The sequence below is a fragment of the Acinetobacter halotolerans genome, from assembly GCF_004208515.1.
GTDB lineage: Bacteria > Pseudomonadota > Gammaproteobacteria > Pseudomonadales > Moraxellaceae > Acinetobacter > Acinetobacter halotolerans.
The window spans coordinates 164348-187968 of the sequence record NZ_SGIM01000007.1 but is presented as its reverse complement, the minus strand read 5'-3'; the positions used below and the strand labels follow the sequence as shown (position 1 = coordinate 187968).

Genomic DNA, 23621 nt, shown 5'->3' with positions numbered 1-23621 from the left:
CTGTCTGAGTCGCTGTCTGAGTCGCTGTCGCTATCAGAGTCAGAATCGGAATCGCTATCAGAGTCAGAATCGCTATCAGAGTCAGAATCGCTGTCTGAGTCACTGTCGCTATCAGAGTCAGAATCGGAATCGCTGTCTGAGTCGCTGTCGCTATCAGAGTCAGAATCGCTGTCTGAGTCACTGTCGCTATCAGAGTCGGAATCGCTGTCTGAGTCACTGTCGCTATCAGAGTCAGAATCGCTGTCTGAGTCACTGTCGCTATCAGAGTCGGAATCGCTGTCTGAGTCGCTGTCGCTATCAGAGTCAGAATCGCTATCTGAGTCACTGTCGCTATCAGAGTCAGAATCGCTGTCTGAGTCGCTGTCGCTATCAGAGTCAGAATCGCTGTCTGAGTCACTGTCGCTATCAGAGTCGGAATCGCTGTCTGAGTCGCTGTCGCTATCAGAGTCGGAATCGCTGTCTGAGTCGCTGTCGCTATCAGAGTCAGAATCGGAATCGCTGTCTGAGTCGCTGTCGCTATCAGAGTCGGAATCGGAATCCGAATCACTTTCGTCATTATCTCGTTTTTTACTACTGCCTCCGCTTGCTGCTGCAATAATTCCGCCAGCAACTAGTGGTACCCCCCATAGCCAAGGACTTATCCCGCCATCATGATAAAGTAGCGGGGTAATTGAATCGATTTGTTGAAAAACAGCATCTGAAACTGGTGCTTGAACTACAGCAGGAACAGCTACAGGTGTCTCTTCCAGATAAACAGCAGCCTCCATATCTGGCTCAACATCAGCGTCGGCATCAGCATCAGCGTCGGCATCGGCGTCTGAATCACTTTCTGAGTCTTTGAATTTAGCCCAGATTAATTTTCCATCATCGCCCTGAAAAACCAAACTATTATCTAGATTTTGGCTATTGTCACTCGCAAAGAAATTCTGAATGACGATCTGTTCTCCATTTTTCAAAAAGATAACAGCATTCGTTCCATCTTTTTTTACTTGTGCAACATCCTGCATATTTATTTTGACAAGTACTACTGCGGGTTGAGAGGGGGATAATACGGCCGTATTATCCGCTGTACTAGAAAGTGTTTTATGACTTTCCTTCGAAATTATTTGTATTTCGGACATGATCCTGTTCCTCAATTATAATGTATTTGTTTTCAACTGCTTATTGATTCAAGTGCTAAGTGTTTACGTGGTTTGTTGTGTTTTAAACTCAATACAGTTTTCAACTCTACTCTAAACCAATTTTTAAAAATGTTAAATAGCCCACAAAAAATAATGTTTATGCAAGACAAGGCTAGTTTAACTTGAAAATTCAAGCTTTTATTTTTTAATATTTTTTTCAATTTATTTGGTTTTTCAATTACATTAAAACATCAATAGATGTAAAAACTGTATTTAATTTTATTAAATAATAAAAACCATTTTAATTTCTTCCTCCTTACAAAAGTTATAAAAATATAGATTGGAATAGTAATTTAATTTTAAAAATTATCGGGATCCTCCAAACGTCTAACTTCTTCTCGTTTATTCGGATGATGCATCGTTGCAACTCCGTCCTCAGTTTTTTGATCTAATAAAACCTCAGGGTTATAAATTGTAATAACCTCCTTACCCAATGAATCCTCACTAATAATGTACTTAAAACCACGGCGGTTCATCTTATTACAGATACGCTGATAAAATCCTTTTAAGCCTTTTGTTGCTTGATTTGGATTATAATAAAAAGCATTCATTACTGCTGGCAAACCCAAACCACATACAACACCAGATAATAGTACACTAATAAATGTATAGCCAATCAATATACTACTATACGCACTAAGTGCAGGTATATTTGCAACGGCAAGAATCAATGCCAGTGAAATGCCACCTCTCACGCCTCCCCAAGATAAAATCGCTAGACTTCCATTGTAACTTTTTTTACGAAACGAAGGGAATAAAGCAAAAGCTGAGAAATTTGCAACAAATCTTGATAAATGCAAGATAAGGAAAGCCACAATCCCACCAATAATCAAACTAGCATTTAAGTCTAAAATAAATAACTCTAAGCCAATTAAGGTAAAAAGGAATGAGTTAATGATTCCCTCAACAGTATGCCAAAAATGATTCACTTCACGTATCTCACGCTGCTCACGTATCTCTTGCCATTTATTACCAACAATCAAGCCGCCGATAACACATGCAATTGGAGCTGAGGCATGAGCGAATAACGCAACCAAATAAGAACCACTTGCTAATAAAGCCGTCGTTAAAATCAATGATTCCATCTCATGCTTGCCGCGCAACAAACGTAAAATACCAAAACCAAATGCAAAACCAATGATGACTGCAACCAATATCTCGTATAATAAAGTTTCAACAGTTGTGATTAATGAAAAATGCTCACCCTGTATAACATTGAGCAGGGTCATAAATAAGGCAATACACATCGCATCATTAAACAGTGACTCACCTTCTAGCTTAACCATTAAATGATGAGGTGCACGGATTGAACTTAATACACTCTTAATACCGATCGGATCCGTTGCACCTAATGCAGCCCCAAGTAATAATAAAACCGTTATCGGTACTGGATAGCCCACTATCCATTGAAATAAATAAAGTAAACTTGCATAAAAACCAGCACAAAGTATCAATGCAATCGTTGCTAAAATACCGATGGGTTTCCAATAGTTTCGAAGATCTGAGATTTTAAATTTCAGTGCAGATGAAGTCAGGATAAAACAGATTACCCCATTTATTAAAAAGTCATAAAAATCAATACCACGAACAGCAGATTCAATATTATCAATATTAATGTTAATAAATTGATTGCCATGTAATAAGCTAGCGCCCCATTGCAATATGAAAACAAAAATTGCAGAGACAATTGGGACACCAATTGCTTGTGGAAAACCCAATATACGTTTATTAAAAATAGTCGTTGCTATGGATAATGCAAAAATCACCGTTAATGCTTGTAAAAGAATATAATTACCCATGTGACCTCTTTATTCTTCTTGACTTCAAAACAACACATTTCATCTAAATTTCAAAAAACATCATTCACCAAGCCCTAGAACCCCTCATATGCCTTCTGTATAAATAAGAAACACATGAAAAATATCAAACACTTATGCAAAAGTATTACATTGATTGATATCCCCAGACTTCAATCCTAATTGGAACCAATGCATACGTTGCTCGCTGGTACCATGGGTAAAACTATCAGGTACAACTTGTCCTGTAGCACGTCTTTGTAAATAATCATCACCAATCTTTTTAGCGGCATCCATCGCTTCTTCAATATCGCCTTGCTCTAAAAATTGTGTTCGTTGATGATTTTTATTTGCCCATATTCCTGCAAAACAATCCGCCTGCAATTCCAAACGAACCGAAAGTTGATTGCCTTGAGTTTGACTCGCTTGAGCACGTGCTTGCTGCACTTGGCTCGAAATACCCAATAAATTTTGAATATGGTGCCCGACCTCATGAGCAATCACATACGCCTGAGCGAAATCACCTGCTTGGTCTTGACGAGAAAGTTCCGTTTGATTTTGCTCTCCAGAAATGCCCATTTGCTGCCGCATATCCTTAAAGAAAGAAGTATCAATATAAACCTTCTGATCAGCGGGACAGTAGAATGGCCCCATAGCAGCTTGCGCCGAACCACAACCAGAACGAACCACACCACTAAACAACACTAATTTTGGGGGTTTATAAGTCATTCCTATTTGCTGAAAAATAGGCGTCCAAGTATCTTCGGTATCAGCCAACACAGTTCCAACAAAATCACTTGCCTCTTTTTGATCAGCAGTTAAGTTTTGGGGAACACTCCCTTCTTGAGTAGATTGAGCACTCGTTACGGCTTGAGTTGCCTGATAAGCCTGTTGTGGATCAACACCAAAAAATTTCCATGCAACAAAAGCGATTACCAAACCTAAAATACTAATGCCGCCTGCCTTTGCTCCGCCACCACCACGACGGTCTTCAACATTGGTACTGACTCTACGACCTTTCCAACGCATAACCACCTCACACGCTTAGATAACGCTATTTTAAGTAGATGCTTTTGACCATACTTTCTGAATAAGACTGACAATAATCAGCACAATAGCGCCAGCAACTAAACCGATTCCAAAATTTATTAATGTCGGTGTAATAGCCCCAATGATGGAGCCCACACTTGGGATTAGTTCTAAATGATCTACTGTTTCTTCAGTAAAATGATGCAGCAGAGGGATGGTATGTGCGATGATGCCACCACCCACTAAAAACATCGCAATCGTCCCTACAATAGATAAAGTTTTCATTAATACTGGTGCAAAAGCGAGTAAACCACGCCCTATTTTATTTTTAAATTCAGAAACTTGTTGTGTTAAATATAAACCTAAATCATCAATCTTAACGATCATTGCGACCAAACCGTAAACACCAATCGTCATCGCAATAGCGATCACACTTAATACAGATACTTTAGTCATAAATGCCGCAGTTGCAACTGTACCTAACGAAATCACCACAATTTCAGCAGATAAAATAAAGTCGGTGCGAATCGCACCTTTTACTTTTTCTTTTTCAAACTTTACTAAATCCAACTCAATTTGTTGTAGGTTTTCATTTGCCTCTTCTGCAGTTTTTGCTTTTTTATGATGGAATGTGTGTACAACTTTTTCCACCCCTTCATAACAAAGAAATAATCCACCAATCATTAACAATGGATTAATTAACCAAGGAGCAAAAACACTTATTAACAACGCTAATGGGACTAAAATTAATTTATTTACAAACGATCCCTTTGCAACACTCCACACCACTGGTAACTCACGTTCGGAACGCACCCCACTGACTTGTTGTGCATTGAGTGCTAAATCATCCCCCAGCACACCTGCCGTTTTTTTTGCAGCCATTTTGCTCATGACCGCAACATCATCTAACACCGTTGCAATATCATCGAGCAATAATAATAAACCACTAGCCATAGTTGTTTCCTTATTCGTATTTATTTCACTATAGTAGAATCACGCTATAAATTCACAACATTAATTTTATAAAAAGTTGAAGCAATCGCTGACGAAAAAAAAATATTTACCGTACAATAATCCAAATCTTATATTGATCAAACAACTGAATCTCGGAACATATCATGAGTAATGCTGATAATCGCCCAATCATTTTGACAGGCGACCGCCCTACTGGACAACTTCATCTCGGACACTTCGTCGGTTCATTACGTTCACGTGTAGGTTTACAAGATAGTCATCATCAACACCTTTTATTGGCAGATGCTCAAGCACTCACTGATAATGCCGATAATCCAGAGAAAGTACGCAATAATATTCTTCAAGTTGCTTTAGATTATTTAGCGGTTGGCATTGACCCAAGTAAAACCACTATTTGTGTACAGTCTTGTTTGCCTGCACTGAATGAACTCACGATGATTTACCTCAACTACGTTACTGTAGCGCGTTTAGAGCGAAATCCAACTGTGAAAGCAGAAATTCAGCTACGTAACTTTGAGCGTGACATTCCTGCCGGTTTCTTATGTTATCCAATCGCTCAAGCAGCAGATATCACAGCATTTAAAGCAACTGTTGTCCCTGTTGGTGAAGACCAACTGCCAATGATCGAGCAAACAAATGAAGTTGTGCGTCGTGTTAATCGACAAATTGGTCATGATCTATTGCCTGAATGCAAAGCGTTATTATCGAATATGGCACGTTTACCTGGCTTTGATGGTAAAGCTAAAATGTCTAAATCATTAGGCAACACTATTGTGTTAAATGCTTCGGATAAAGACATTAAAAAAGCAGTGAACGCGATGTATACCGATCCAAATCACTTGCGTATCGAAGATCCAGGCCAAGTAGAGGGTAATATTGTATTTACCTACCTCGATGCTTTTGATCCAAATAAGGCAGAAGTAGAAGAGTTAAAGGCGCATTACCGTCGTGGCGGTTTAGGTGATGGTGCGGTGAAAAAACGTCTAGAAGGAATTTTACAAGAGTTAATCGCACCAATTCGCGAACGTCGTGCCGAATTAGAAAAAGATCCTGATTACATCATGGATATCTTAAAACAAGGCACCGAAAAGTGTAGAGATATTACTCAACAAACGCTGGACGAAGTCAAAGCTGGATTAGGGTTATTTAAATTCTAATTTATTATACTTTTCACATAAAAAGCCCATTTTTAGGGCTTTTTTTGTATAACCAATTGATTTAAGTCTAATTTAAGAACTTGCCCATACCATCAAAAACTAACATTTTTTGTCAGCTATTAACAGTAGTTAACAGTAGTTAACACGAATACCCATGAAAACAGTCATGTTTTTGACTAATATTGCGATGTAGATTAGCAAACACTAATCTTATGACATTTCTCCTTTTCAACCGAAACTGTTTTAAACAGATTCGTTGTTCAACGTAGTGATCACCCCAATCACTGCGTTTTTTTTCGCCTCTATAATATGAGTAATTTAAGTTGAATTTAATGCAGCTTACATTTATCCTTATAACTGTTTTATTTTTATAAAAAATTTATTAATTCTTTCAAAAAAGAAATAAGAGTAATCTCAATGATTTTAGAACTCCTCACACACCCATCCAATTTTATTTTTAGTATTGCTTTAATGCTATGCTTATTTATTGGCATACTAGAATTAATCTTATTATTACTGGGTGGTAGTTCTAGTTTTATTGAACAGTTTCTACCAGATAGCCTAACCGATGTAAATCATGCAGATATCTCAATTGAACATTCAAATAATCCATTTACTCAACTGCTTGAATGGCTGTATCTAGGTAAAGTTCCGCTATTAATTTGGCTAATTATTTTCCTAACGGCTTATGGGTTAACAGGCTTAATTATTCAAAATATTTTTTTCCTTTTGACTGAGCATTATTTTTCAGCTTGGTTGATCGCACCAGCATGTTTGTTTCTTTGCATGCCTATTGTGCGTTATAGCGCCGCTTTTGTTGCGAAAATCATCCCAAAAGATGAAACTACTGCGATTCATAGTGATGAACTGATTGGGCTGACCGCACAAATTATTTTAGGCGAAGCAAAACCTAACTCCCCCGCACAAGCCAAAGTTAAAGATCAATTTGGTCAGACACATTATGTCTTAGTTGAACCAGAACTTGATATTATATTTTATCAAGGACAAGACGTTATTTTAACGCAAAGAACCAAAATTGGCTTTCAAGCAATTGCCACTTAATTTTTTATATTATTTACATAGAGGGTATTTAAATGCTTACTTCAGCATTGACTGAAATTCTAATTATTACGGGTATTATTTTTGCTGTACTGATTTTTATTGGTGTTGTAATTGCTCGATTATATACACGTTCAAGTAAAGAAGTCTCTTTTGTACGTACAGGTTGGGGCGGTGAAAAAGTGATTTTAAATGGTGGTGCGATTGTACTACCAGTTTTACATGAAATCATTCCTGTAAATATGAATACTTTACGCTTAGAAGTGAAGCGTGCTGCTGACCAAGCTTTAATTACACGTGATCGTATGCGTGTCGATGTTATGGCCGAGTTTTATGTTCGCGTAAAACCAACAGCTGAATCAATTGCAACGGCTGCTCAAACGCTGGGCAGAAAAACCATGTCCCCGCCTGAATTAAAAGATTTAGTCGAAGGTAAGTTCGTAGACTCTTTACGTGCAGTTGCCGCAGAAATGGCAATGGAAGAGCTACATGAAAAACGTGTCGACTTCGTGCAAAAAGTTCAGCAAGTCGTATCAGAAGATTTATCGAAGAATGGCTTAGAGCTCGAAACAGTATCATTAACAGGCTTGGATCAAACCAGCTTTAAGTTTTTCAACCCTCAAAATGCATTCGATGCTGAGGGTTTAACCAAGCTAACAGAAACCATTGAAGACCGTCGTAAAAAACGTAACGATATCGAACAAGATACTGATCTTGCCATTCGCAGCAAGGATTTAGAAGCTGAGCGTAAACGTCTTGAAATTTCACGTGAAGAAGAATACGCAAAACTACAACAAGAGCGAGAAATTTCAATTCGTAAAGCTGAACAATCAGCGGAAATCGCTTCTCAAGAAGCTGGCAAAAAACGTGAAGCTGAAGAAGCACGTATTGCTGCTGAACGTGAAGTTGAATTAAAGCGTATTGCTGCGGCACGTGATGTCGAAAATGAAAATATTCAAAAAGCTCAGCTCATTCAAAAAGCAGAAGTCGAACAAAAGAAAACCATTGAACTTGCTGAGCAAGATCGTGCCATTGCCATTGCTGAAAAGTCTCGTGCTGAATCTGAAGCCAAAGCGCAAGCCGATAAGGCCCGGGCTGAGGCAGTAAAAGCAGAAGAAGAAGTTATCACCGTGCGTGAAACACAACGTGCAGAGCGTCAGAAAGCCGTTGAATTGGTTGCAGCAAAACAAACTGCTGAGAAAGATGCGATTGCGATTACGGTGGCTGCTGATGCAGGTAAAAAGGCTGCTGCTGATGAAGCTGAGGCAGTCCGTATTGGTGCTGAAGCCGAAGCTGAAAAAGTACGATTAAAAGCAAAAGGTGAAGCGGATGCAAAAATATTGCTTGCTCAAGCATTGGAAAAACAATACCAAGTTGATGCGGAAGGTACACGTGCTGTCAATGAAGCAGCCAACGTACTCTCTGCTGAACAGGTAGAAATGCAAGTACGCTTAGCACTTCTTAAACACTTACCAGATATTATTCGTGAAAGTGTTAAACCAATGGAAAATATTGATGACATCAAAATTTTACAGGTCAATGGTTTAGGTGGTTTTGCTGGTGGAAGCAGTGCATCTGGCGAAGCAGTTGAAAATGGCCAAGCATCTTTATCAGATCAGGTCGTGAATAGCGCCCTACGCTATCGCTCACAAGCGCCTCTCATCGATAGCTTGATGAGTGAACTTGGCTTACAAGGCGGTGATATTAATGGTTTGACTCAAGGGTTAAAACCGAAAGCTGAATAATTATTTATACCCCACAATAAAAAAAACCCCAATAACAATATTGGGGTTTTTTTAAGATTAAAATCTAACGTATTACGCTAAACCTTTCTCTTTCAATACTTGCATCATTGTTGAACCAAGCTCAGCTGGGCTACGAGTGTAAGCCATTCCCGCGCGTTCAAATGCAGCGAATTTCTCTTCAGCAGTACCTTGACCACCAGAAATGATCGCACCAGCGTGACCCATACGCTTACCTTTAGGTGCAGTTACACCAGCGATGTAACCGACTACAGGTTTAGTCACGTTAGATTTGATGAATTCAGCAGCTTCTTCTTCCGCTGTACCACCGATCTCACCGATCATGATGATTGCATCAGTATCTGGATCGTCTTGGAACAATTGAAGCGCTTCGATCTGGTTCATACCTGGGATTGGGTCACCACCAATACCGATACAAGTAGACTGACCTAAACCAAGCTTAGTTGTTTGAGCAACCGCTTCATAAGTCAATGTACCTGAACGTGAGATGATACCAATACGACCTGGTTGATGAATGTGACCTGGCATAATACCAATCTTACATTCACCTGGAGTGATCACGCCTGGGCAGTTAGGACCAACTAAACGTGTACCGTTACCGTTAGTTTCTAAGTAGCGTTTTGCTTTAAGCATGTCGATTGTTGGAACACCTTCAGTGATCACAACGATCAGGCTAACGCCAGAATCAACCGCTTCAATGATTGAGTCTAAAACGAATGGAGCTGGTACATAGATCACAGTTGCATCAGCATGTGTTTCACGTACAGCTTCTTTCATTGTGTTAAATACAGGTAAGTCAAGGTGAGTTGAACCACCTTTACCCGGAGTCACACCACCAACAACTTTTGTACCGTAGTCTAAAGCTTGTGCAGAGTGGAAAGTACCGTTTTTACCAGTAAAACCTTGTACCAATACTTTAGTGTCTTTATTAATTAATACGCTCATGATTGATACTCCCCTTACGCTTTAACTGCAGCTACAACTTTTTCTGCGGCATCAGACAAGCCGTTCGCAGAAATTAATTTCAAACCAGATTCATCAAGTAATTTAGCACCTAATTCAGCGTTGTTACCTTCTAAACGAACAACAACTGGAACAGTTACGTTTACTTCTTGAACCGCTGCAATAATCGCCTCAGCAATCATGTCACAACGTACGATACCACCGAAGATGTTGATTAAAACACCTTGTACAGAAGTATCAGCAAGGATGATTTTGAACGCTTCGATTACGCGCTCTTTAGTTGCACCGCCACCAACGTCAAGGAAGTTTGCAGGCTGGCCACCATAAAGCTTGATGATGTCCATTGTTGCCATTGCAAGACCAGCACCATTCACCATACAACCGATGTTACCTTCTAAAGCAACATAGTTAAGATCAAATTCAGATGCTTTTAATTCACGCTCATTCTCTTGAGATTTGTCACGTAAAGCAGCAACTTTAGGTAAACGGTAAAGCGCGTTGGAATCGATACCTACTTTCGCATCAACACATAAAATATCGCCATTTTCACGAACTGAAAGTGGGTTAATTTCGAATAATGCAAAGTCATTTTCAACAAATGCTTGGTAAGCAGCAGCCATAATTTTAACAAACTGGCTGATTTGCTTGTCTTTCAAACCTAAAGCAAACGCAACTTCACGCGCTTGGAATGGTTGTAAGCCAACTAATGGGTCAACTTCAACTTTGATAATTTTTTCAGGAGTTTCTTCCGCAACTTTCTCGATTTCTACACCACCTTCGGTAGAAGCCATGAAAGTAATGCGACGGCTAGAACGATCTACAACCGCGCCTAAGTAAAGCTCACGCTCAACTGGGTAAACGTCTTCAGCAACAATAATGCTGTTAACTGGTTGACCATTTGCATCTGTTTGATACGTTACAAGACGAGTACCAATAATATTATTTGCAAATTCAATAACATCTTCTTTAGATTTTGCAACTTTAACACCACCAGCCTTACCACGGCCACCAGCATGAACTTGCGCTTTCATTACTGCGAATTTACCACCAAGCTGTTCAAATGCAGCAACTGCTTCGTCTGCATTGGTTGCCAAGATACCTTCTTGTACTGGCATACCATATTCTTTCAATAACGCTTTAGCTTGATACTCATGTAAGTTCATTTAGTTACCTACTATGTTGTTTGTGTGATACAGCCTAGATGTACTTAAAACTAGACTGCTACATATTGAGTAAATGATCACCTTATAAAAGCGATCATCATCATTCAAAAAAAGTGTGGCGAACCACACTTTTTATTTATTTACGCTTACGTTGAATCGCGTGGATTGCACGACCATCAACAGCAAGCGCTGCTTCATGTACAACTTCAGAGAATGTTGGGTGACCAAAAGTCATCAATTGTAAATCTTCAACTGAAGATACAAATTCAAGTGCAATCATACCTTGATGTACAATATCAGATGCATTTGGACCAACAACGTGCATACCTAACAGGCGATCTGTTTTGGCATCAGCAACGAATTTAACAAAACCAGCAGTATCACCAGCAGCCAATGCACGACCATTCACCGCAAACGGGAACTGACCTGCTTTAACTTCATGACCTTTTTCTTTGGCTTGTTCTTCAGTTAGACCAACCCAAGCAGCTTCTGGATGCGTGTAAATAACGCTGATGATGGTGTCATAGTTCACTTGAGCAGCATGACCATGAATACGCTCAACAGCCATTACACCCTCTTCCATTGCTTTATGTGCAAGCATTGGACCACGAACTAAGTCACCAATTGCGTAAACGCCTTCAACAGATGTTAGACATTGATCATTAACATCAACCAAACCACGTTCAGTCAATTTAATACCAGAGTCTTCTGCCAATAGACCTTCTGCATATGCTTTACGGCCTACACAAACGATGAGCTTGTCAAACACTTGCTCTTTGTCTTCGCCAGCTTGGTTATACTTAACGGTTACTTCGCGACCGTTAATTTCTGTGCCAGATACTTTTGCACCGATACGGATATCTAAATCTTGTTTCTTCAAGATTTTTTGATATTCCTTCACCAATGCTTTGTCCGCCATTGGCAAGAAAGTATCCATTGCTTCAAATACAACAACTTCAGCACCCAAGCGACGCCATACAGAACCAAGTTCTAAACCGATCACACCTGCACCAATAACACCCAGACGTTTTGGAACTTCTGGGAATTTTAATGCGCCAGTTGAGTCAACAATTAAGTCTTCATCAACAGGTGCTACAGGAATGTTTACAGGCACAGAACCCGTCGCAAGGATCACGTACTTAGGTTCTAAAACCTGTACGTCACCTTCAAATGGCGTGAATTCTACTTTTTTACCAGCTAGTAATTTGCCTGTACCTTGTAACCACTCGATACCATTACCTTTCAGTAACTGAGCAACACCACCTGTCAATTGTTCTACCACTTTGTCTTTACGAGCAAGCAAAGTGTCTAAATCGAACTTAACTTCGCCTGTACTGATACCGTGTTCAGCAAGTTCGTGAATCGTCGCTTCATAACGGTGAGAAGAATCAAGTAATGCTTTAGAAGGGATACAACCCACGTTTAAACACGTACCACCTAGAGATGGCTTACCGTTGTGAATACGTTTTTCGATACAAGCAACTTTAAAACCCAGTTGTGCAGCACGGATCGCTGCTTCATAACCACCAGGTCCACCGCCAATAACAACAAGATCAAACTGTTGAGACATTTTTATCTCCAAAAATCCCACATAAAGGATCACTCTATATGGGAGGGAATATTTGTAGTATTAAAGATCGAGAATGAGTTTAGCTGGCTCTTCTAACAACTCTTTGATTGTTACCAAGAAACCTACAGCTTCTTTACCATCGATTAAACGGTGGTCATAAGAAAGTGCTAAATACATCATTGGTAAGATTTCAACTTGACCATTTACCGCCATCGGACGCTCTTGGATTTTATGCATACCCAAAATCGCAGTTTGTGGCTGGTTTAAAATAGGCGTTGAAAGTAATGAACCGAAAGTACCACCATTGGTGATCGTAAACGTACCGCCAGTCATGTCTTCGATACCTAACTTACCGTCACGAGCTTTATAGGCATAGTCACGGATGCCGTTTTCAATTTCCGCATAGTTCATACGGTCAGTATCACGAAGTACAGGAACAACTAGACCACGGTCACTCGATACAGCAACACCGATGTCATAGAAACCGTGATAAACGATATCATCACCATCGATAGACGCATTTACTGCTGGGTAGCGTTTTAATGCTTCAGTCGCCGCTTTAACAAAGAAAGACATAAAGCCTAAACGAGCACCATGGCGCTTCTCGAAAGCATCTTTATATTGCTTACGCATTTCCATGATTGGCTTCATGTTAACTTCATTGAATGTCGTTAACATTGCAGTTTGTTGTGTCGCAGCCAATAAACGCTCAGCAACACGCTTACGTAAACGTGTCATTGGAACACGTTTTTCGATACGCTCACCTACAGCAACGCTTAAAGGTTGAACTGATGCAGCAGGTTTAGCTTGATGACCAGCAACATCTTCTTTAGTGATGCGACCACCGCGGCCTGTACCTTGTACGTCAGCAGCATTGATACCTGTTTCAGATAATGCCTTGCGAACCGCAGGTGCTTGGTTTTGATCAACTGCTTGAGTTGATGCAGCTGCTGGCGCAGATGCAGCAGGAGCTTCAGCCGCTGGTGCAGCAGCTTCAGGAGCAGCCGCAGAAACAGCACCAGCTTCAAACTGTGCAATGACTTCATCAGAAAGCACAGTTTCGCCTTCGTCTTTGATGATTGCAACCAAACTACCGTCAGCTGGAGCAACCACTTCTAAAACAACTTTATCGGTTTCAATGTCACAGATCACTTCATCACGTGATACAGGTTCACCTACTTTCTTGTGCCAAGTTGCGATCGTACCGTCAGCAACTGACTCTGGGAATACCGGTGCTTTAATTTCGGTTGCCATTATTGAGAATCTCCTGATTGTTCAGCTTCAATTGCAAGTGCGTCATTGACGAGCTGAGCTTGTTGTTTTGCATGCAAGTACGGTGAGCCACAGGCAGGTGCGGCAGATGCTTCACGACCAGCATAGCTAATACGAATTTGTTTACCAGATTCAAGAACTTTTTCATACAAACGAGGAACGATGAATAACCAAGCGCCTTGGTTCTTCGGTTCTTCTTGCGCCCAAACAAGATCTTGAATATTTGGATATGCCGCCATGACTTCAGCTAAGCGTTGCTCTGGGTAAGGGTACAATTGTTCAATACGAACGATCGCCGTATTGTTTAGACCGAGTTCACGACGTTTTTCGAGTAAATCGTAGTAAACCTTACCACCACAAAGCACTAAGCGAGTCACTTCAGCTTTGTTGATTTGATCAACTTCATCAATCACAGTTTGGAATGCACCATTTGCTAACTCATCTAAAGTTGAAGTCGCAAGTTTGTGACGTAATAAAGATTTAGGTGACATGACAATCAATGGCTTACGAATAGGACGAACAGCCTGACGACGTAACGCATGGAAGATTTGCGCTGGAGTCGTTGGTGTGATCACTTGCATATTGTCTTCTGCGCAAAGTTGCAAGAAACGTTCTAAACGTGCAGATGAATGCTCAGGACCTTGACCTTCATAACCATGAGGTAACAACATGGTCAGACCGCATACACGTTCCCACTTGGTCTCACCCGAAGCGATAAATTGGTCAATCACCACTTGTGCACAGTTAACGAAATCACCAAATTGCGCTTCCCAAACGATCAGACTCTTTGGCAAAGTGGTTGCATAACCATATTCAAACGCAAGTACAGCTTCTTCAGATAATAAAGAATCATATACAGCAGTACGTGGTTGATTTTCTTTAATATGGCAAAGTGGAATATAAACTGAACCATCGACTTGGTTATGTAGTTTGGCATGACGGTGTGAGAATGTACCACGACCAACATCTTCACCTGTAATACGAACCAAGAAACCATCATCAAGCAAGGTTGCATAAGCAAGCGTTTCTGCAGCACCCCAGTTGAGCGGCATTTCGCCTGCTTGCATTTTGGTACGATCATCAATTACTTTTTGCACTTGACGCTGTAATACAAAACCTTCTGGCAATGTATTCATCGTTTTACCAAGTTCTTTTAAGCGATCGATATTGAAACTAGTATCCCAATCGTCTGTATAGTCGTGACCCAAGTAAGGTGTCCAATCCACAAACATATGTTTGTTTGGTTCACGAACTAAGGCATTGGCAACATGATTACCTGCTTCTAAGTCTGCGCGGTAATCTTCTACCATTTGATCAGCAGTCGCACGATCCAGCACTTTCTCTTGCACAAGTTGATCCGCATACAACGTACGCGTTGTTGCCTTCTTGTTGATCACTTGATACATCATTGGCTGAGTTGCAGATGGTTCATCTGCTTCGTTATGACCACGACGACGGTAACAGAATAAATCGATAATCACATCTTTGCGGAATTCATGACGGAAATCATGCGCAATTTGAGTTGCAAAAATAACAGCTTCAGGGTCATCACCATTCACATGGAAAATTGGTGCCTGAATCATTTTCGCAACATCAGTACAGTATTCGGTTGAACGCGTATCACGTGGATCCGATGTGGTAAAACCAACTTGGTTATTAACCACAATATGAACCGTACCACCAACTGTATAGCCACGTGTTTGTGACATTTGGAAAGTTTCCATGTTCACGCCTTGACCTGCAAATGCAGCATCGCCGTGAACAATCAGTGGAAGTACGTCATCGCCACCAATATCTTTACGACGCACTTGACGCGCACGTACGGAACCTTCAACCACAGGGCCAACGATTTCTAAATGAGATGGGTTAAATGCCAAAGCTAAGTGAACTTCACCGCCTGAGGTCATGACATTAGATGAGAAACCTTGATGGTACTTAACATCACCAGAACCTTTTTTATGAATGCTTTTGCCTTCAAATTCACCAAAAAGATCCGCAGGGTTTTTACCCATAATATTGACAAGAAGGTTGAGTCGACCACGGTGTGGCATACCAATCACAACTTCTTTACAACCCACTGCACCAGCGCGTTGAATCAGCTCATTGACCATCGGAATAAAAGACTCGCCGCCTTCCACACCAAAACGTTTTGCGCCAACAAACTTGTTACCGAGGTATTTTTCCAAACCTTCAGCTGCCGTTAAACGCTCAAGCACAGCTTTTTTCTGCTCTGCATTTAACTGGAATTTACCGCGAACACTTTCCAAACGTTGTTGAATCCAACGCTTTTCTTTGGTGTCAACAATATGCATATATTCTGCACCAATTGAACCGCAGTAAGTTGCTTCCATTGCCTCAATCATTTCTGACAATGTTGCTTCTGCTTTTCCAATTGCGAGATTGCCTGTATTGAATACAGTATCTAAATCAGATTTAGTTAGATTGTGTACAGAGAGGTCAAGGTCAGGAACTTCTTCGCGTTTCGCAAGACCTAATGGATCGAGTTTAGCTTTTTGATGACCACGGTTACGATACGCAGCGATGAGTTGTAAAACACCAATTTGACGACGCTCATGCTCTGTACTAACAGTACTTTGTACCATAGGTTGCACACGATTGGCATTTCTTCCTAATAAAAGGAACTGTTCACGCACATTACCGTGTGGCTGATCACCTTTAGGATATTTATCAAAATATTCACGCCAATCCTCAGAGACTAAGGTTGGAGAAGATAGGTACAGCTCGTAAAGATCTTCAATATACGCTGCACTATCAGCAGAAAGTTCAGTGTCAAGACGCAGCGCGTCAGCAACTTCTTGCATTTTTGGACCCATTTCCTATTGCAAAAAATATTACGGGTTGCCTTTTAAGCACACCCATGATTCATAATGTCAAATTGGTAACAAGACACTACAGCCCAAGATCTTACAACCCTGAGACATCATTACTACACATCCGGAATACTTCCTTTGATGTAATAAATGAGCTATGCACTTTCAATCCAAAGCACATAACTCATTCTTATACTCGATGAAATCGAGCAATTTTTTGCAAATCATTTTAGAAAAATTAAATCGATCTTTAACTTTTCTAAAATGACTCCCAGAAAAAGCTAAAATAACCCCCTAAGATGTCAACCAAAGACACCTCTAAGGATAAACTTATTTTTTGCTTTTAGCTGTGGCAGAAATGCTAACATGTTATCACGCTTGGATTGATTTTTTTGACACATACCATCCATAAAGCAGCGAAATACATACTACAAATTATGCTCTAATATACCGCCCTTTTTATAAAAGTTGCGCTTTTATCGACCAAAGTTTAAGATTCTCTACAAAACTTGCACAAACATCATGCACAGTGTTTAAAAATAAAGCATCGCACCCGATATCTATTTTTATTATTATACTTAACAGTATGACTTATATATTTAATTAACACGCCCAGTAGTGCATTCAACAGCCATTTCAAGTCAAAAACACCCACAAATAAAAAACGGAAGCTTCTTTCGAAACTTCCGTTTTTGCATTAGAAAACTAGATTAACCAGCTTGATCTAACAGCATATTACGAATGTGGCCAATTGCCTTCGTCGGGTTCAACCCTTTAGGACATACTGATACACAGTTCATGATTCCCTTACAACGGAACAAGCTGAATGGATCGTCTAAACGAGCCAAACGTTCTTGCGTTGCTGTATCACGAGAGTCAATGATAAAGCGATATGCATTTAACAATGCAGATGGTCCAAGGAACTTATCAGGGTTCCACCAGAATGATGGACATGCTGTTGAACAACATGCACAAAGAATACATTCATACAAACCATCTAAATGCTCACGCTCTGCTTGAGACTGTAAACGCTCTTTAGCTGGTGCAGGTTGATCATTGATCAAGAATGGGTGAATCTTGTTATATTGGTCATAGAACTGGTTCATATCTACAACCAAGTCTTTTACCACTGGCAAACCAGGCAAAGGACGAATCACAATCTTCTCTGGTAGGTCGTTTAGGTTCCACAAACAAGCCAAACCATTTTTACCATTGATGTTCACACCATCCGAACCACAAATACCTTCACGGCATGAACGGCGGAATGTTAATGTCTCATCCTGCACTTTCAACGCAAGTAACGCATCAAGCAACATACGATGCTTATCCGTTAACTCAAGTTTAAAAGTTTGCATGTACGGCGCTTTGTCCTTATCAGGATCATAGCGGTAGATTTCGAATGTACGAGTGCCTCTACTCATCTTTGTTCTCCCGATTAGAATGTACGTGGTTTAGGTTCAATTGCTTCAACCGTCAATGGTTTGAAACGAACTGGCTTATATTCAAGACGATTGTCTGCTGAATACCATAACGTATGTTTCATCCATTCATCATCACGACGGCCATAAGAATAAGTCGGGTGATCAGGTGCTAATTCATAATCAACAACAGTATGCGCACCACGACACTCTTTACGAGCAGCAGCAGAAATCAAGGTTGCTTTTGCAACTTCATATAAATTTTCAACTTCTAATGCTTCAACACGCGCTGTGTTAAATACTTTAGATTTGTCTTTTAAATGAATGTTACGCACACGTGATTCAATCGCAAGAATTTCTTTCACGCCTTTGTCAAGCAACGCTTGAGTACGGAATACACCAGCATGGTCTTGTACGATGTCACGAATAACATCTGCAACTTCTTGTGCATTTTCACCCGTAGCTGATTCATCCAATTTACGCACGCGCGCCAATGTATTTTCCAATACATCTGTTGGAAGTGGAGCATAGTCATCGCCATGATGTTTAGTCACGTAATCAATGATATGTTCACCCGCTGCTTTACCAAACACAACCAAATCAAGCAATGAGTTCGTACCTAAACGGTTTGCCCCATGTACAGACACACAAGAACATTCGCCAATTGCGTAAAAGCCCTTAACAGGTTTTACATAATCACGCGTACCTTTATAGGTATATTCTTTCGAATCTTTATCATAATGTGCAGAAAACTCACCTTCTTCCACGCCATGCGGTACAACCACTTGACCATGAATATTGGTAGGAATACCACCCATTTGATAATGGATTGTTGGCACAACAGGAATTGGCTCTTTGGTACAGTCAACGTTTGCAAACTTCTTACCAATCTCAAATACAGATGGTAGACGCTTCATAATCGTTTCAGCACCCAAATGCGTCATATCCAATAAGATATAATCCGCTTTAGGACCACAGCCACGACCTTCTTTAATTTCTTGGTCCATAGAACGTGATACGAAGTCACGTGGTGCCAAGTCTTTTAAAGTCGGTGCATAACGTTCCATAAATGGTTCGCCGTCTTTGTTACGAAGGATACCACCTTCACCACGACAACCTTCAGTCAACAATACGCCTGCGCCCGCAACACCTGTTGGGTGGAACTGCCAGAATTCCATATCTTGTAATGGAATACCTGCACGCGCCGCCATACCAAGACCGTCACCAGTATTGATATAGGCATTGGTAGATGCGCGGTAAACACGACCTGCACCACCAGTAGCAAATAATGTTGCTTTGGCTTGGAACACAGCAATATTACCAGTTTCTTGGTCAATCGCTGTAACACCAAGTACGTCGCCTGCTTCGTTACGGATTAAATCTAATGCAATCCATTCAACGTAAAACTGAGTCCCCATTTTCACGTTGCTTTGATACAAAGTATGAAGCAATGCATGACCAGTACGGTCAGCAGCAGCACAAGCACGTGGAACCGCTTTTTCACCGTAATTTGCAGAGTGACCACCAAATGGACGCTGGTAGATCGTACCATCTTCATTTCGGTCAAAAGGCATACCTAAGTGTTCAAGCTCATAAACAACTTTCGGTGCTTCACGCGTCATAAACTCGATTGCGTCCTGATCACCTAACCAGTCAGAACCTTTAACCGTGTCATAAAAGTGATAGTGCCAGTTATCTTCCTGCATATTACCTAACGACGCACCAATACCACCTTGAGCAGCAACAGTATGCGAACGCGTTGGGAATACTTTGGTCAATACCGCAACTTTTAAACCAGCTTGAGCAAGTTGGTAAGCAGCACGCATACCAGAACCACCACCACCAACGATAACTGCGTCAAATGATAGGGTTTGGATGTTTGAATAATTTTCTTTAGGGGTAGTTGCCATGATCTCTTCCTATCAATTTGCCCAGAAAATCTGGATACCCCAGATTGCGTACACGAATACTGAAATAATCACAGCAGTAGTGAGCACAAGGCGTAAACCTGAAGCCGAAGGACCCATTTGACGAGTCGTTACATAATCAGTAAAGACTTGCCACATACCAATCCAAGCGTGTGCAACCAGCGACAACACTGCTAATAAAGAAAAAATCTTCATTGGCAAAGTCAACATAAAGCCAGCCCACTGTTCATAACCGAATCCGCTATTGCAAAGGATCCAACCGAATATAACAACAGTATAAGCAGCCAACACCACAGCACTAACACGCTGGATGTACCAATCGCGAGAACCTGAACCTGTTAAACCTGTAGCACTTTTCATCAGAACATAATCCATACGAAGGCTGCGACAATACAAACCGCAGACAAGATTAATGAAACTGTAGCTGCAATACGACCACTTTGTAACTCTTCCGCAAAACCGACATCAGCAAGCAAATGCTTGATCCCTGCGATGAAGTGGAAAATTAGGCCGGCTACAAATACCCATACGATAAAACGTACACAGATATTTCCGAAAACGACATTTTTAACGTAGTCAAATCCTTCTGGTGAAGATAAAGATTTATCCAAAATCCATAAAAGAACTGCGACGAGTAAGAAAACGATTACACCTGATAGACGGTGTAGAATTGATGCAATAGCCACGGGTGAGCGTAAATTTACCGCTAACACTTGACCCATGGACAAATTGACAGGTCTGTTGCTTTTCACAGCGGGCATCCTGTAGGTAGAAACTCCAACTGGAGTTTGTTTGAATTAATTCAAAGGAAAGCTGGCATTGTCAGGCAAGAACAGCACATGCCTAACCTATATATAACGACACCGAATTATAAGACGTGAAATATCAAAATACAAACAATCAGATTTCGCTTTAGTCTAAAAAACCACTAAATAAGAATCATTCACGAGTACAACAACAATAACAAGCATTAGCCAGCAAATAAAAACAAGATATCCACATGTTTTTTAAAGATAAAAATAACAAAGGATTATTTATAAATATTTTTTACTTTCTTGATTTTTTTCTTATTCATTTCATAAAAAATACACGTTTTTAGCGTAAAAACAGGGTAAATCACTCGGTTATAAATATTGTCAAAAATAATACCCCTCATTTATATATTAAATATGAATAATCAATAATCTATTCATTACGATCACATTTAAAAAGTGAAGTGTATTTTTTTTATACAAACAAGCGCACCATAATGAATCACTCCCTCCAAAATAAATACATTTTTTAATCGATTTTTTAATCGCTATTCAATCCTACACCATGAGATATATAGAGTTTTGAAACATTCTAAGTCTTTATTTTATAAGCACCAAAATATCGCCACAATAAAAATTTACTTACAATTGTACTGATGCTTCATTTTTTTTATGCACCTGAAACATGATTTGACATATTATACTCGACCGGTGCTGTGATTTTACTCAGTTTTTCCTTTGATACTGAATGACTAATTGACTGTAGCAACGTCATTTTTTATCCCTAAGTATAATTGACAAAATTTTAGTAGCCACTAATCTTATAGCAAATTTTGACACCGTCTGATTCGCACATGACAAGATTAGGATTTCGAGTCAGATAATCATTCACCAGGACAGGAGATCTATTGAATGTCTGCAGCAACTGGCAAAAAAGCCGTATTACAGCTTGATGGCAAAGAAATTGAATTACCAATTTACAGCGGCACATTGGGCCCAGATGTAATTGACGTTAAAGATGTATTGGCATCTGGTCACTTTACTTTCGATCCTGGTTTTATGGCGACAGCTGCTTGCGAATCTAAGATCACATTCATTGATGGTGACAAAGGTGTGTTATTACACCGTGGCTATCCAATTGATCAATTAGCGACTCAAGCAGACTACTTAGAAACTTGCTACTTATTGTTAAATGGTGAGCTTCCAACTGCTGAACAAAAAGCAGAATTTGACGCTAAAGTGCGCAACCACACAATGGTTCACGATCAAGTTAGCCGTTTCTTTAATGGCTTCCGTCGTGATGCTCACCCTATGGCGATCATGGTTGGTGTTGTTGGTGCTTTATCTGCGTTCTATCACAACGCTTTAGATATTGAAGATGTTAATCACCGCGAAATTACCGCAATCCGTTTAATTGCAAAAATCCCTACCCTTGCAGCTTGGAGCTACAAGTACACAGTAGGTCAACCATTCATTTACCCACGTAATGATTTAGGTTATGCAGAAAACTTCTTGCACATGATGTTTGCAACACCTGCTGACCGTGATTACAAAGTAAATCCTGTTCTTGCTAAAGCAATGGATCGTATCTTCACGCTTCATGCTGACCACGAGCAAAATGCGTCTACTTCGACAGTACGTCTTGCTGGTTCTACAGGTGCAAACCCTTACGCATGTATCTCTTCAGGGATTTCTGCACTTTGGGGACCTGCTCACGGCGGCGCAAACGAAGCTGTACTTCGCATGTTAGATGAAATCGGTAGCGTAGAAAACGTTGCTGAATTCATGGAAAAAGTGAAGCGCAAAGAAGTTAAACTCATGGGCTTCGGTCACCGTGTGTATAAAAACTTTGATCCACGTGCAAAAGTCATGAAACAAACGTGTGACGAAGTTCTTGAAGCGCTTGGTATCAACGATCCTCAGCTTGAACTTGCAATGGAACTTGAGAAAATTGCACTGAACGACCCATACTTCGTTGAACGTAAGCTTTATCCAAATGTCGATTTCTACTCAGGCATTATCTTAAAAGCAATCGGTATCCCGACCGATATGTTCACTGTTATTTTTGCACTTGGTCGTACCGTTGGCTGGATCAGCCACTGGTTAGAAATGCATGCGTCTCCATACAAAATCGGTCGCCCACGTCAGCTTTATACTGGCGAGGCTCAGCGCGACATCAAACGTTAATCTTTAAAACAAAGTTAATGTTTAAAAAAGCTGCCATTTGGCAGCTTTTTTTATTAGAAAAATCCTCAACAAATTACTCGTCATCATCTAATAAACGCATCAAGTTATGACTAATACCATTTGCACGTAACCATGCCAATTCATAACTCGCCTTGGCCAAAGCCAATACCCGACGCTCAAACTCATCCCAGATCGGCTTTACTTGCTTATCAACCACACCTAACCCACTATCATGGGCAAGTTGTTTATTTTTTTCACAAAGCTTAAGCGCATGATAAAGCTTACGCCCTGCACTCGCGGTATCCAGTATACGAATATGTCGGCTATGAATAAAACCTTCAACATGCGGAAGATTTGCATTAGGCAACAAAGGCACTAAGATTTGGTCTAGCTGCGCATCTAAGCGTCGCCACACCGCCAATCTTTGTTCTGGACTATAGGTATTCCATTGAATGACTTCATGATTAAAACGGCGACAACCACGACAAACCAGATCACCAAATACCGTTGAACAACGCCCTGCACATGGGGTCAATGATGGAATTCGACGATCGCTACTCAAAACCAACTCCTATAA

At 40.4% G+C, this 23621-nt stretch carries 18 protein-coding genes; 4 read left to right on the top strand and 14 right to left on the bottom strand.

Features of this window, described 5'->3' with window-relative positions; translation table 11 throughout:
• The 4 genes from EXE30_RS10245 to EXE30_RS10230 all read right to left on the bottom strand — a co-directional run.
• Positions 1-1121: BapA/Bap/LapF family prefix-like domain-containing protein (locus EXE30_RS10245; protein ID WP_130162290.1), on the bottom strand; the 1121-nt coding region annotated here is incomplete at its 3' end.
• Positions 1122-1480: 359 nt separating this feature from the next.
• Positions 1481-2980: a cation:proton antiporter gene (locus tag EXE30_RS10240; RefSeq protein WP_130162289.1), complete on the bottom strand. Its 1500-nt coding sequence runs from the start codon at positions 2978-2980 to the stop codon at positions 1481-1483.
• A 132-nt stretch (positions 2981-3112) separates the two neighbouring features.
• Complete coding sequence (gene ypfJ, locus EXE30_RS10235; protein ID WP_130162288.1) at positions 3113-4006, bottom strand: KPN_02809 family neutral zinc metallopeptidase; 894 nt, start codon at positions 4004-4006, stop codon at positions 3113-3115.
• Positions 4007-4036: 30 nt separating this feature from the next.
• A complete protein-coding gene (locus EXE30_RS10230) occupies positions 4037-4960 on the bottom strand; it encodes a DUF808 domain-containing protein (RefSeq protein ID WP_130162287.1) in 924 nt (307 codons plus the stop codon).
• A 164-nt stretch (positions 4961-5124) separates the two neighbouring features.
• On the opposite strand from EXE30_RS10230, the gene trpS reads away from it, so the two are divergent.
• The 3 genes from trpS (at position 5125) to EXE30_RS10215 (ending at position 8942) form a co-directional block, all read left to right on the top strand.
• A complete protein-coding gene (trpS, locus tag EXE30_RS10225; protein WP_130162286.1) occupies positions 5125-6138 on the top strand; it encodes a tryptophan--tRNA ligase in 1014 nt (337 codons plus the stop codon).
• A 417-nt stretch (positions 6139-6555) separates the two neighbouring features.
• Entirely contained in the window at positions 6556-7200 is a 645-nt protein-coding gene (locus tag EXE30_RS10220; protein ID WP_130162285.1) for a YqiJ family protein, read from the top strand.
• 32 nt (positions 7201-7232) lie between these two features.
• Positions 7233-8942, top strand: a complete 1710-nt coding sequence (locus EXE30_RS10215) for a flotillin family protein (protein WP_130162284.1) — start codon at positions 7233-7235, stop codon at positions 8940-8942.
• 72 nt (positions 8943-9014) lie between these two features.
• Here the strand turns inward: EXE30_RS10215 and sucD are convergent, their stop codons facing one another.
• The 9 genes from sucD to sdhC form a co-directional block, all read right to left on the bottom strand.
• Complete coding sequence (sucD, locus tag EXE30_RS10210; RefSeq protein ID WP_004669189.1) at positions 9015-9905, bottom strand: succinate--CoA ligase subunit alpha; 891 nt, start codon at positions 9903-9905, stop codon at positions 9015-9017.
• Between the two features lie 14 nt (positions 9906-9919).
• Positions 9920-11086, bottom strand: coding sequence for an ADP-forming succinate--CoA ligase subunit beta (gene sucC / locus EXE30_RS10205; RefSeq protein WP_003655470.1), 1167 nt, complete (start codon positions 11084-11086; stop codon positions 9920-9922).
• 136 nt (positions 11087-11222) lie between these two features.
• On the bottom strand, positions 11223-12656 hold the full coding sequence (lpdA, locus tag EXE30_RS10200; protein ID WP_130162283.1) for a dihydrolipoyl dehydrogenase: 1434 nt from the start codon (positions 12654-12656) through the stop codon (positions 11223-11225).
• 60 nt (positions 12657-12716) lie between these two features.
• The gene (gene odhB / locus EXE30_RS10195; RefSeq protein WP_130162282.1) at positions 12717-13910 is read right to left on the bottom strand and encodes a 2-oxoglutarate dehydrogenase complex dihydrolipoyllysine-residue succinyltransferase; all 1194 of its coding nucleotides are present in this window, start codon (positions 13908-13910) and stop codon (positions 12717-12719) included.
• Positions 13910-16750 carry a 2-oxoglutarate dehydrogenase E1 component gene (locus tag EXE30_RS10190; protein ID WP_130162281.1) on the bottom strand — a complete coding sequence of 947 codons (2841 nt, stop codon included), beginning with the start codon at positions 16748-16750 and terminating at the stop codon, positions 13910-13912. The genes odhB and EXE30_RS10190 overlap by 1 nt, the downstream gene beginning before the upstream one ends.
• Positions 16751-17469: 719 nt before the next feature.
• Positions 17470-18180 carry a succinate dehydrogenase iron-sulfur subunit gene (locus tag EXE30_RS10180; protein WP_130162280.1) on the bottom strand — a complete coding sequence of 237 codons (711 nt, stop codon included), beginning with the start codon at positions 18178-18180 and terminating at the stop codon, positions 17470-17472.
• 14 nt (positions 18181-18194) lie between these two features.
• Positions 18195-20090, bottom strand: a complete 1896-nt coding sequence (gene sdhA, locus EXE30_RS10175; RefSeq protein WP_121928583.1) for a succinate dehydrogenase flavoprotein subunit — start codon at positions 20088-20090, stop codon at positions 18195-18197.
• Positions 20091-20099: 9 nt separating this feature from the next.
• Positions 20100-20465 carry a succinate dehydrogenase, hydrophobic membrane anchor protein gene (sdhD, locus tag EXE30_RS10170; RefSeq protein ID WP_004669203.1) on the bottom strand — a complete coding sequence of 122 codons (366 nt, stop codon included), beginning with the start codon at positions 20463-20465 and terminating at the stop codon, positions 20100-20102.
• A complete protein-coding gene (gene sdhC / locus EXE30_RS10165; RefSeq protein ID WP_051064201.1) occupies positions 20465-20866 on the bottom strand; it encodes a succinate dehydrogenase, cytochrome b556 subunit in 402 nt (133 codons plus the stop codon). The genes sdhD and sdhC overlap by 1 nt, the downstream gene beginning before the upstream one ends.
• 903 nt (positions 20867-21769) lie before the next feature.
• On the opposite strand from sdhC, the gene gltA reads away from it, so the two are divergent.
• Positions 21770-23044 (top strand): citrate synthase, encoded by a 1275-nt coding sequence (gene gltA / locus EXE30_RS10160; protein WP_130162279.1) that lies wholly within the window; start codon positions 21770-21772, stop codon positions 23042-23044.
• A gap of 73 nt (positions 23045-23117) precedes the next feature.
• Here the strand turns inward: gltA and EXE30_RS10155 are convergent, their stop codons facing one another.
• Complete coding sequence (locus EXE30_RS10155) at positions 23118-23606, bottom strand: DUF1289 domain-containing protein (RefSeq protein ID WP_130162278.1); 489 nt, start codon at positions 23604-23606, stop codon at positions 23118-23120.
• Between the last annotated feature and the right edge of the window lie 15 nt (positions 23607-23621).